This window comes from Pseudoalteromonas sp. Z9A5, assembly GCF_011378875.1.
In the GTDB taxonomy this organism is placed as follows: domain Bacteria; phylum Pseudomonadota; class Gammaproteobacteria; order Enterobacterales; family Alteromonadaceae; genus Pseudoalteromonas.
On the sequence record NZ_WTLC01000016.1, the window covers coordinates 47,297 to 59,236 of the forward strand.

9 protein-coding genes are annotated in these 11,940 nt (G+C 39.6%); 4 read left to right on the forward strand and 5 right to left on the reverse strand.

All coding sequences use genetic code 11. The features are described 5' to 3' along the window. Positions 1-7: 7 nt before the first annotated feature. The 5 genes from yfaE to ubiG form a co-directional block, all read right to left on the reverse strand. Positions 8-280: a class I ribonucleotide reductase maintenance protein YfaE gene (gene yfaE, locus GQR56_RS09935; RefSeq protein ID WP_166110895.1), complete on the reverse strand. Its 273-nt coding sequence runs from the start codon at positions 278-280 to the stop codon at positions 8-10. Next, positions 280-1,410: a class Ia ribonucleoside-diphosphate reductase subunit beta gene (gene nrdB, locus GQR56_RS09940; protein WP_166110898.1), complete on the reverse strand. Its 1,131-nt coding sequence runs from the start codon at positions 1,408-1,410 to the stop codon at positions 280-282. Before nrdB ends, yfaE begins: the two co-directional genes overlap by 1 nt. Before the next feature lie 66 nt (positions 1,411-1,476). Next, entirely contained in the window at positions 1,477-3,759 is a 2,283-nt protein-coding gene (gene nrdA, locus GQR56_RS09945; protein WP_024612807.1) for a class 1a ribonucleoside-diphosphate reductase subunit alpha, read from the reverse strand. 411 nt (positions 3,760-4,170) lie between these two features. Further along, a complete protein-coding gene (locus GQR56_RS09950; protein WP_166110901.1) occupies positions 4,171-4,845 on the reverse strand; it encodes an HAD-IA family hydrolase in 675 nt (224 codons plus the stop codon). After that, positions 4,845-5,555, reverse strand: a complete 711-nt coding sequence (gene ubiG, locus GQR56_RS09955; RefSeq protein WP_166110904.1) for a bifunctional 2-polyprenyl-6-hydroxyphenol methylase/3-demethylubiquinol 3-O-methyltransferase UbiG — start codon at positions 5,553-5,555, stop codon at positions 4,845-4,847. The genes GQR56_RS09950 and ubiG overlap by 1 nt, the downstream gene beginning before the upstream one ends. Before the next feature lie 176 nt (positions 5,556-5,731). Here ubiG and gyrA point away from each other — a divergent pair, with 176 nt between their 5' ends. The 4 genes from gyrA (at position 5,732) to cmk (ending at position 11,883) form a co-directional block, all read left to right on the forward strand. Then, entirely contained in the window at positions 5,732-8,431 is a 2,700-nt protein-coding gene (gene gyrA, locus GQR56_RS09960; protein WP_166110907.1) for a DNA topoisomerase (ATP-hydrolyzing) subunit A, read from the forward strand. A gap of 276 nt (positions 8,432-8,707) precedes the next feature. Next, positions 8,708-9,790 (forward strand): 3-phosphoserine/phosphohydroxythreonine transaminase, encoded by a 1,083-nt coding sequence (gene serC / locus GQR56_RS09965; RefSeq protein ID WP_024612804.1) that lies wholly within the window; start codon positions 8,708-8,710, stop codon positions 9,788-9,790. Next, positions 9,790-11,067, forward strand: a complete 1,278-nt coding sequence (aroA, locus tag GQR56_RS09970; protein ID WP_166110910.1) for a 3-phosphoshikimate 1-carboxyvinyltransferase — start codon at positions 9,790-9,792, stop codon at positions 11,065-11,067. Before serC ends, aroA begins: the two co-directional genes overlap by 1 nt. A gap of 105 nt (positions 11,068-11,172) precedes the next feature. After that, a complete protein-coding gene (cmk, locus tag GQR56_RS09975; RefSeq protein ID WP_166110913.1) occupies positions 11,173-11,883 on the forward strand; it encodes a (d)CMP kinase in 711 nt (236 codons plus the stop codon). Positions 11,884-11,940 lie beyond the last annotated feature (57 nt).

Below are 11,940 nucleotides of genomic sequence, written 5' to 3' on the forward strand. Positions count from 1 at the left end.
TCATAAATTATTTTAAATTTATGCTTATGTCACCATTAGGCTTGCAGCAGCACAGGAGTATTTCGCCTTCGCGCACAAACGCCAGTGGCTCTTCGTTATACTCAACACTACCTGACACTAACGTTGCCCTGCAGGCGCCGCAATAACCTTCGCGACATTGATACGCAACGTCTATTTTCATGGATTCTAAGCACTGTAAAACAGAAGGGCAGCCAGTGGTAAATTCTATACACTGGCTGTTTTCTGCAAGCGTTACACTTGCAGTGATTCTGTCACTCATTATAAATCAAAGTCACCAAATTGTGAGGCATCAACTTGAGAGTCTATTTGACCAACAAGGTATGAACTAATTTCTGCTTCTTGAGGCGCTACTTGCACGTTATCAGACACCAACCATGAGTTAATCCATGGAATTGGGTTACTGCTAGTTTCAAATTGCGCAGGTAAGCCAATAGCAGTCATACGTGCATTAGTAATGTATTCAACGTACTGACATAAAATATGTTTATTTAAGCCAATCATTGAACCATCTTTAAATAAATACTCAGCCCACTCTTTTTCTTGCTCTGCAGCATCAACAAACATTTTAATCGCTTCGTCGCGGCACTGGGCTGCAACAATCGCCATTTCTGGGTCATCTTTACCGTCTTGCATAATGTTTAAAATATGCTGAGTACCCGAAAGGTGAAGTGCCTCATCGCGCGCAATAAGCTTGATGATTTTAGCGTTACCTTCCATCAATTCACGCTCAGCAAACGCAAACGAACATGCAAAGCTTACGTAAAAGCGAATCGCTTCAAGAATATTTACCGACATCATAGCTAGGTATAGTTTCTTTTTAAGCTCAAACAAATTTACGATAACAGTTTTACCATTAATCTCGTGCTTGCCTTCACCGTATAAATTGTAAAGCGATACTGAGTTGATTAAGTCGTCGTAGTATTTAGTTACGGCATCGGCACGTTCGCTAATTTTGTCGTTGCTAACAATGTCATCAAAAATAAGCTCAGGGGCTTGCGTTACATTACGAATAATATGCGTGTATGAACGGCTGTGAATCGTTTCGCTAAATGCCCATGTCTCTATCCATGTTTCAAGCTCAGGTAACGATACAATAGGAAGTAGGGCAACGTTTGGTGAACGACCTTGTACACTATCAAGCAATGTTTGGTATTTTAAGTTGCTTAAAAATATGTGCTTTTCATGATCAGGTAATGCTTGAAAGTCTAAACGGTCTTTACTTACGTCTACTTCTTCAGGACGCCAAAAAAAAGAAAGTTGTTTCTCAATTAACTTTTCAAAAATAGGGTATTTTTGTTGGTCGTAACGAGATACGTTAACTGTTTGGCCAAAGAACATTGGCTCTTGCATTTGGTTGTTATGGTTTCGGCTAAAAGTAGTATAAGACATGTTTATCACTCAAAAAAACTATCAGAAAAAGCGGGCTAAATGCCCGCTTAAAATAAAAATTAATAACTATATTTTACACGCGCCGCCTTCACAATCATCATCTTCCACTTCTGGAGTATCTTCTTGTGAATCTGATGCGCCATCACGGGTGTTATGGTAGTACAACGTTTTAACACCTAGTTTGTATGCAGTAAGTAAGTCTTTTAATAAGACTTGCATAGGTACTTTACCGCCTTCGAACTTGTTTGGATCATAATTTGTGTTTGCTGATATTGTTTGGTCAACAAATTTTTGCATTATGCCCACAAGCTGTAAGTAACCATCGTTTGATGGGATGTCCCACAGTAACTCGTAGTTATTTTTTAAGCGTTCATATTCAGGAACAACTTGCTTCAAAATACCGTCTTTACTTGCTTTAACACTAATATGACCACGTGGTGGCTCAATACCATTAGTTGCATTAGAGATTTGCGACGATGTTTCTGATGGCATTAACGCGCTTAATGTTGAGTTACGCATGCCGTGCTCTTTAATGCTGGCACGTAATGTATCCCAATCAAGGTGAAGTGGTTCATCACAAATTTTATCTAAGTCACGTTTGTACGTATCTGTTGGCATAATGCCCTGTGAATACGTTGTTTCGTTAAACTTAGGACATGCACCACGTTCTTTAGCAAGCTCGTTTGATGCTTTCATTAGGTAGTACTGAATCGCTTCAAACGTTTTGTGAGTCAGTGCATTTGCGCTGCCATCTGAATAACGCTTACCGTTTTTAGCTAGGTAGTATGCGTAGTTAATTACACCTATTCCTAACGTACGACGACCCATAGTGGCATTTTTTGCAGCCGGTACAGGGTAGTCTTGGAAATCGAGTAAGTTATCAAGTGCGCGTACTGCAAGCTCAGCTAGCTCTTCAAGCTCGTCTAGTGATTCTATTGCACCTAGGTTAAACGCAGACAGTGTACAAAGGGCAATTTCGCCTTCTTCGTCGTTTACGTTATTAAGTGGCTTAGTTGGCAATGCAATTTCTAAACATAAGTTAGATTGGCGAATAGGCGCAACTTTAGCAATGAACGGGCTGTGTGTATTACAGTGATCAACATTTTGTAAATAAATACGACCTGTACTTGCACGCTCTTGAGCAAACATAGAGAAAAGCTCAATGGCTTTAATACGTTTTTTACGAATAGACTCGTCTTGTTCGTATTTTACGTAAAGCGCGTCAAATTCAGCTTGGTCTTCAAAAAATGCATCGTAAAGCCCCGGCACATCTGATGGGCTAAATAACGTAATGTAGTCGTCTTTAATTAAACGAGAGTACATTAGTTTATTAAATTGTACGCCGTAATCTAGGTGACGAACACGGTTGTCATCTACACCACGGTTATTTTTAAGCACAAGTAGGTTTTCTACTTCTAAATGCCAAAGCGGGTAAAACAATGTTGCAGCGCCGCCACGTACACCACCTTGCGAGCAGCTTTTAACCGCTGTTTGAAAGTGCTTATAAAAAGGAATACAACCAGTATGATACGCTTCACCGTTACGAATGTGGCTACCTAGCGCACGAATACGACCTGCATTAATACCTATACCTGCACGTTGTGAAACGTATTTAACAATCGCAGATGATGTTGCATTGATTGAATCAAGGCTATCACCACACTCTATTAATACACATGAACTAAATTGACGTGTTGGGGTACGTACGCCCGCCATAATAGGGGTAGGTAACGAAATTTTGAACAACGATACGGCATCGTAAAAACGCTTAATGTAAGATACGCGTGTTTCACGTGGATAGTCAGCAAATAAACTCGCCGCTACTAAAATGTATAAAAACTGTGCACTTTCATAAATTTCGCCAGATACACGGTTTTGAACAAGGTATTTACCTTCTAATTGCTTCACTGCCGCATAGCTGAAATTAAGATCGCGAGAATGATCAAGGTATGCATCAAGCTCGTCTAATTCTTGTTCTGTATAATCAACAAGTAAGTGAGCGTCGTAGCGCTTATCGCCAACCATTTTTGTTACGTGGTCAAATAAACGTGGTGGCTCAAATTGCCCATACGCTTTTTTACGTAAGTGAAATACAGCTAAACGGGCTGATAAGTACTGGTAATCTGGTGATTCTTTTGAAATCTGATCTGCAGCGGCTTTAATAATGGTTTCGTGAATGTCTTTAGTACGAATACCATCGTAAAATTGAATGTGTGACTTTAATTCAACTTGCGAAACCGAAACGTTGTTTAAACCTTCGGCGGCCCATTCAATAACGCGATGGATCTTATCAAGATCAAGTGGCTCTTTACGACCGTCACGTTTGCTTACAGATAACTGTTGGTTCATAGCTTTGCCTGTGTTCCTAGGGAGTTTAGTATTTTGGCCAATGATTTATACCTCGCAATAGCAAGATATATACTCGTTTATTATAATTCTCACCTAATGAGTGAATTTATTGAATAACATTTGGCCACAATATCTGGTGTTGTTCAATTTAGAGATCACAAGATAGTGTGGTCTGAGTCGTTTTGCAAGGGACATAATTGCCCCTATTTGTGGATAACTTTGGGATAACACATTTGTGTTAGTGAGCATTAACCTTTGATCATTCGGTTAAGTTGAAATTTGCAAAAATCAACTAATCATATGCTAAATTTGCGCTTTAAAAAAATAAATTGTAACTGAGTTTTTTATCGACAAACTTTGGCTAAAAACTGACTAGATCACAATATATAGTGTTTATTAATTAACATGGCACTATATATGGTTAAAACCGTCAATAGGACTTTGCCAATTAAAATCGGCTTCCCAACTCAAAACTTCGTTAAGGCTTGGCACGTACCCCCAAAGAGCAGAAGCGGTATGCATACCCGCTGCTTTACCTGCTTGAATGTCACGCTGCGCATCACCAATGTACAAACACCGATTTGGTTTTATACCCATTAGCTTTGCACAATGTAGTAAAGGAAGAGGGGAAGGTTTAGCCTCTTTTAGCGTGTCACCACTTATAATAACTTGCGCATTTTTTAATGCTGGAATAGCAGCCACAAGAGGATCAGTTAGAAAACCAGGCTTGTTAGTCATGATCCCCCATTTGATCTTTTTTTGATCAAGCGCAATAAGTAAAGGCTCAACACCTGTAAAACACGTTGTATGTGTTGCTATGTTTTTAGCGTATTCGTCAATTAATTGCTTTATTAGCTGTGTCTGAGGTTGTTCAACCCACTTATCCTTAAAACCAGCCTCTAAAAGCGCAGCAGCACCATTAGATGCTGCAGGACGGTATACATCACTTGTTACTTCATCTATGTTTTGCGCACGCAGAACTTTATTTAAAGCGGCGCCTAAATCATCAGCGGTGTCTAGTAGGGTGCCGTCTAAATCAAATAAAAATGCATCGTACTCAACAAGGGGTGATTGAAAGCTAGTCATTAAGCTAACTTCTCAAAATGAAGTATGTAATTTACGCTAACGTCATTATTAAGCGTATATTGCTTTGATAATGGGTTATAAGAGAGCCCAGTGCTTGCACGTACTTTTAAACCAGCTTGCTCTGCCCATGCAATAAGTTGTGCAGGTTTTATAAACTTTTTATGGTCATGTGTGCCTTCAGGTACCATTTTTAAAAGTTTTTCAGCACCAACAATGGCAAACAAGTACGCTTTAGGTGTTTTATTTAAAGTTGAAAAAAATACATCGGCACCTGGTTTTGCAAGTGCTGCTACTGAATGGATTATAGAAGCTGGGTCGGGTACGTGCTCTAGCATTTCCATACATGTTATTACGTCATAACGTTCTGGATACTGTGCTGCAAATTCTTCTGCAGGTACTTTTATGTAATCTACACTTACGCCTGTTTCTAAACTATGTAATTTAGCAACGTTTAAAGGCTCTTGACCCATATCGATGCCAGTTACCTTTGCGCCCATACGCGCCATGCTTTGGCTTAAAATACCGCCGCCACAGCCTACATCGAGTGTTTCTTTATCAAATAAGCCTTGGGTTTTATTTGCAATAAAGTCTAAACGTAACGGGTTAATTTCGTGAAGAGGTTTAAATTCTCCATCTAAATCCCACCAACGCTCTGCGATGGCTTCAAATTTTGCTATTTCTGCGTGATCTACATTTTGATGTTCGGTCATAAAATACTTCCTCGTCAATCTGGGGCCATTATATAGGGCAAAATTGATAAATCGCAAAGTTTTGCGCCTGTAAATTAAAATTAATTGTGATAGCATAGTTGTTAGCAATAATAACAAATACTCTTGATACCTAATACCGGGTTGTTGAGAGCAGATACTGAAGGAATGTGATATCAATGACTGATCTCGCCCATGGCATTCAGCCGGTCAATATTGAAGACGAGTTGAAAAACTCCTACTTAGATTACGCAATGAGTGTAATTGTAGGGCGTGCATTACCAGACGTGCGTGACGGCTTAAAGCCGGTTCACCGTCGCGTTTTGTTTGCAATGAATGAGCTTAGTAATGATTGGAACAAGCCTTACAAAAAATCGGCACGTGTTGTCGGTGACGTAATCGGTAAGTACCATCCACACGGCGATAGTGCAGTTTACGACACTATAGTACGTATGGCACAGCCATTCTCACTTCGTTATATGTTAGTAGATGGTCAAGGTAACTTCGGTTCGGTTGATGGTGATTCAGCAGCAGCAATGCGTTATACAGAAGTACGTATGGCAAAAATGTCGCATGAATTATTAGCCGATCTTGAAAAAGAAACGGTTGATTTCGTTCCTAACTACGATGGCACTGAACAAATTCCTGACGTTTTACCAACGAAAGTTCCTAACTTACTAGTGAACGGTTCATCGGGTATTGCGGTAGGTATGGCTACAAATATTCCTCCTCATAACTTAACTGAAGTTGTGAATGGGTGTTTAGCACTTATTTTAAATCCTGAATTAACTATTTTAGAGTTAATGGATTATATCCCGGGTCCTGATTTCCCAACAGCCGCTATTATCAACGGTAAAAAAGGCATAGAGCAAGCCTATTTAACGGGTCGTGGTAAAGTGTACATGCGTGCCCGCGCTGAAATTGAAGTAGATGAAAAAACACATCGTGAAACTATCATCGTTCACGAAATACCTTATCAGGTTAACAAAGCACGTTTGATTGAAAAAATTGCGGAGCTAGTTAAAGATAAAAAAATTGAAGGTATTAGTGCACTTCGTGACGAATCAGATAAAGACGGTATGCGTATCGTTATCGAGATCAAACGTGGTGACGTAGGCGAAGTTATATTAAACAACTTATATGCACAAACTCAGTTACAAACTGTGTTTGGTATGAATATGGTTGCTTTAATTAATAACCAGCCTAAGTGTTTTAATCTAAAAGAAATGCTTGAAGAGTTTATTATTCACCGTCGTGAAGTAGTAACTCGTCGTACTGTTTTTGATTTACGCAAAGCGCGCGATCGTGCACATATGCTAGAAGGTTTAGCGATTGCACTTGCAAACATTGACCCTATTATCGAACTTATTCGTAACTCACCTACACCTGCAGAAGCTAAAATTGCTTTAACAGAACGTTCGTGGGAATTAGGCAATGTTAAATCTATGCTTGAAAAAACAGGCGAGGATAATGTTGCTCGCCCAGATTGGCTTGCTGCCGATTTAGGTATTCGTGATGGGCAGTACTTTATTTCTGAGCAACAAGCCCAAGCTATTCTAGATTTACGCTTACATAAGCTAACAGGTCTTGAACACGAAAAAATTATAAGTGAATACCAAACGTTATTAGATTTAATTGCTGAGCTTTTATATATTTTGGCAACGCCAGAGCGCTTAATGGAAGTTATTCGCGATGAGCTTGTTGAAATTAAAGCGCAATATGGTGATGAACGTCGTACTGAAATAAATGCAGCGGCTCACGATATCAGCCTTGAAGATTTAATAACTGAAGAAGACGTTGTTGTAACACTTTCTCACGAAGGTTACGTTAAGTATCAGGCATTATCTGATTACGAAGCACAACGCCGTGGTGGTAAAGGTAAATCAGCAACGAAAATGAAAGATGAAGATTTCATTGAACGTTTATTAGTTGCTAATACCCACGATACTATATTGTGTTTCTCAACAGCCGGTCGTTTATATTGGCTTAAAGTGTACCAGTTACCTCTTGCGAGTCGTGCCGCGCGCGGCAAGCCAATTGTTAACTTGTTACCACTTGAAGCAGATGAACGTATTACCGCTATATTGCCAGTACGTGAGTACGCAGAAGATAAATACATCTTTATGGCAACTGCATTTGGTACAGTTAAGAAAACACCATTAACGGCCTATAGCCGACAACGTGCCAGCGGTATTATTGCTGTTAACTTAAATGATGGCGATAGCCTGATTGGTGTTGATATTACCGATGGTAGCAACGAAATTATGTTGTTTACTGACGCAGGTAAAGTTGTACGCTTTAAAGAAGCAGAAGAAACAGCTATTGTTGATGAAGACGGTAATGCGGTTGTAGACGAGAACGGTAACCCTGAAATTAAGTTTAAAGGTGTTCGTCCAATGGGTCGTACAGCAACCGGTGTTCGTGGTATTAAAATGCCAGATCAGCAACGTGTTGTATCGTTAATTGTTCCAAAAACCGATGGTGCTATTTTAACGGTAACCGAAAATGGTTACGGTAAGCGTACGCTACTTGAAGATTACCCATCTAAGAGCCGTGCAACACAAGGTGTTGTATCTATTAAGGTGAGTGAGCGTAACGGTGCTGTTGTTGGTGCTGTGCAAGTTGATGACAACGATGAAATAATGATTATTTCTAATCGTGGTACCTTAGTACGAACTCGCGTTAATGAAGTTTCTACGGTTGGACGTAACACGCAAGGTGTTATTTTGATCAGAACTATTGACGAAGAGCAAGTAGTTGGTTTACAACGTATAGAAGAGATTGAAGTTACTGAAAGTGACTTAATCGATATCGAAGACGTTGAGACAGTTGATACGGTTATTGAAGAAGTAGCGGATGATAATCCACCTTCAGAATAATTGAGATTAAAAAAGCGGCTAAGGCCGCTTTTTTTAATGGTATTGAATAAAACTAATGTAGCCTGCTTGTAGATCAATCAGGCATTTATACAAATTGAATTAAAATGATGATCATTTAATTAGGCTAAATAACCTATTAACTGCGTTAAAAATTTTCAAGTAGAAACACTACATATAAAATTTTATTTTTAAAGCGCTGTTTATTGGTCACTATGATTGAACGCTGATTTAATGCAATTCGTATTAATTTTGAATTACTGGAATGAGGCAAAGGTAATGAGTAAATATAATTTTTGTGCGGGACCCGCTATGCTTCCGCAAGCCGTTATGCAAAAAGCACAAAAAGAATTTTTAGATTGGCAAGATTTAGGTGTTTCTGTGATGGAAATAAGCCATCGCAGCAAAGACTTTTTAGCACTAACAGCCAAATGTGAAGCCAGTTTACGCCGCTTAATGAACATTAGTGATGAATTTGAAGTGTTATTTATGCATGGTGGCGGTCGTGGTCAATTTAGTGCAGTACCTTTAAATTTACACCAAGAAGGTAAAACAGCCTTTTATTGCGAGAATGGTGTTTGGTCTAAAAGCGCAAGAGATGAAGCGAGTAAATTTACTCAAACATCTTTTACAGATGTGCGTAATGATGCCGATGGCGAGTTTTCAATTAAAGCAGTTGCTGACTGGGAATTACCAGAAGATGCAGCGTACATCCACTATTGCCCCAATGAAACCGTTGATGGCTTAGAGATTTTTGATGTACCGAGTCATCCAACAGCGCCAATTATTGCTGATATGTCTTCAACTATTTTATCTCGCGAAATAGACGTTAATAAATTTGATTTAATCTATGCTGGAGCACAAAAAAATATTGGTCCGTCGGGTATTTCAATTGTTATTGTGCGCAAAACATTACTTGAACGCGAAGGCTTGCCTAAGCCTGGCATTTTAGATTACGCACTTGAAGCAAAGCAGGGCAGTATGTTTAATACGCCACCTACTTTTGCATGGTATTTAGCAGCTGAAGTATTTTCATGGCTTGAAAGCAATGGTGGTGTAAAAGCCATGGAAGTACAAAATATTGCCAAGGCTGAATTACTTTATGATTTTATTGATAACTCTGATTTTTACTCAAATATAGTAGCTAAGCATTGCCGCTCACGTATGAATGTTCCATTTTGGTTGAACGATGAAAGCTTGAATAGCAAATTTGTTGCTCAATCAAATGAAGCAGGTTTACTTGCACTTGAAGGACACAGAATTGTAGGAGGCATGCGCGCTAGTATTTACAACGCAATGCCACTTGAAGGCGTTCAAGCATTAGTTGATTTTATGGCTGCCTTTGCAAAGGAAAACAGCTAATGGAACAATTACGTCTAGAACCAATTTCTCGTGTAAATGGCAGTGTGACATTACCTGGTTCGAAAAGCTTATCGAACCGAATTTTGTTATTAGCAGCACTTGCTAATGGCACCACTGTTGTAGAAAACTTACTTGATAGCGACGATATTCGCCATATGCTGGGCGCATTAAAGTTATTGGGTGTTAATGTTACGCTAAATGACGAACGCACTGTAGCGACTGTTGAGGGTGTTGGCGGTGTATTTAAAACACCTAGTGAGCCATTGTTTTTAGGAAACGCAGGAACCGCTTACCGACCTTTAACCGCTGTACTTGCCGCTGTTGCTGGTGAGTATGAGTTAATTGGCGAACCTCGTATGGAAGAACGTCCAATAGGGCATTTAGTTGATGCTCTTCAATCGCTTGGTGGTGATGTTACCTATACTAAACATAAAGACTACCCACCACTTAAAATCGTGGGTGGACAAATTAAGGGCGGCTCAGTTGAAATAGATGGCAGTATTTCAAGCCAATTTTTAACCGCATTACTAATGGCTGCACCTTTGTTTAGTGGCGATACAAATATAACCATTAAAGGCACTTTGGTTTCTAAACCTTATATTGATATAACCCTTGATGTAATGGCACGTTTTGGCGTTAACGTTGAGCACAGTAATTATGCAACTTTTAATGTCAAAGGTGGTCAACAGTATCAATCACTAGATCGTATTATGGTTGAGGGCGATGCGTCTTCTGCTTCTTACTTTGTTGCAGCCGCTGCGATAGCGGGTGGTGAAATTGAGATTAAAGGTGTAGGGGCAAAATCAGTTCAGGGTGATATAGGTTTTGCTAAAGTAATGGAGCAGGTTGGTGCAAAAATAGATTGGTATGATGAGCGTCTAGTTGTCCGTAAAGGAGAATTAAATGGTGTTGATATCGATGCTAATGCAATTCCAGATGCAGCCATGACACTTGCAACGGTTGCTCTATTTGCTAAAGGTCCAACCGCGATTAGAAATATTTATAATTGGCGCGTAAAAGAAACAGATCGGTTGTACGCAATGGCTACTGAGCTTAGAAAAGTAGGTGCTGAGGTAGTAGAAGGACATGATTTTATTGAAATCACACCTCCTAAACACTTCAATGATGTTGCAATTGATACCTACGATGATCACCGTATAGCCATGTGTTTTGCCATGGTTGCCGTAGGCGGTAAGCCAATAACGATTAATGATCCGAAATGTACTTATAAAACATTTCCTACGTTTTTCAATGTTTTAGCATCGGTTAGTGAATAGACTATTTATAAGTATTTATAAAAGTTACATGCTAATAGCAGATCTATTTTAATAACTGACGTATAATATCGCGGTTTATTTAAGTGTGCATCGCAGGAGGTTTAAATGCAGGCGTTATTAATGCCAGTGATCACCGTTGATGGCCCAAGTGGTTCAGGTAAAGGAACTGTTTGTCGCTTGTTAGCCGAGAAATTAGGATGGGATGTATTGGATAGTGGTGCAATTTACCGCGTTTTATCCCTTGCAGCACTCCATCATCAAATAGCATTAGACAATGAAGAGGCACTTGTGCCACTTGCTGCAAATTTAGATGTGCAGTTTTTGGTGGATAGCCAAACTAATGCAGGAAAAGTTATTTTAGAAGGCGAGGATGTAAGTACTACTATTCGTAATGAAGAAGTAGGTGCTGCAGCGTCAAAAGTAGCAGCATTGCCTCGCGTTCGAGAAGCGCTATTACGTCGTCAGCGTGCGTTTCGTACAGAAAACGGGTTGGTTGCTGATGGTAGAGATATGGGCACTGTGGTTTTTAAAGATGCGCCATTAAAAATATATTTAACCGCAAGTGCAGAAGAACGTGCTCGTAGGCGATTTGTTGAGTTGAATGCTCGCGGTCTTGATGTTACACTAAGTGGTCTATTACAGGACATTCAAGCTCGTGATGAGCGCGATATGAATCGTGTCGTTGCGCCGCTTGTGCCTGCAGAGGATGCTATTGAGCTTGATACTAGCGAGCTTAATGCAGAGCAAGTATTTGATAAAGTTATAACTTTATTAGATATTGCTATCTCTGAAGGTAAGCTTCCTAAACGAAGCTAAAACACATTTTATGCGCCAGCAGGATGCCAGTGCTATTTTAACAACCCCATGCAGCAT

Bases quoted from the DNA above. Each gene is read 5' to 3' on its own strand.
- nrdB (WP_166110898.1), bottom strand. From the start codon at position 1,410: ATGTCTTATACTACTTTTAGCCGAAACCATAACAACCAAATGCAAGAG.
- cmk (WP_166110913.1), top strand. From the start codon at position 11,173: ATGCAGGCGTTATTAATGCCAGTGATCACCGTTGATGGCCCAAGTGGT.
- gyrA (WP_166110907.1), top strand. From the start codon at position 5,732: ATGACTGATCTCGCCCATGGCATTCAGCCGGTCAATATTGAAGACGAG.
- yfaE (WP_166110895.1), bottom strand. From the start codon at position 280: ATGAGTGACAGAATCACTGCAAGTGTAACGCTTGCAGAAAACAGCCAG.
- GQR56_RS09950 (WP_166110901.1), bottom strand. From the start codon at position 4,845: ATGACTAGCTTTCAATCACCCCTTGTTGAGTACGATGCATTTTTATTT.
- aroA (WP_166110910.1), top strand. From the start codon at position 9,790: ATGGAACAATTACGTCTAGAACCAATTTCTCGTGTAAATGGCAGTGTG.
- serC (WP_024612804.1), top strand. From the start codon at position 8,708: ATGAGTAAATATAATTTTTGTGCGGGACCCGCTATGCTTCCGCAAGCC.
- nrdA (WP_024612807.1), bottom strand. From the start codon at position 3,759: ATGAACCAACAGTTATCTGTAAGCAAACGTGACGGTCGTAAAGAGCCA.
- ubiG (WP_166110904.1), bottom strand. From the start codon at position 5,555: ATGACCGAACATCAAAATGTAGATCACGCAGAAATAGCAAAATTTGAA.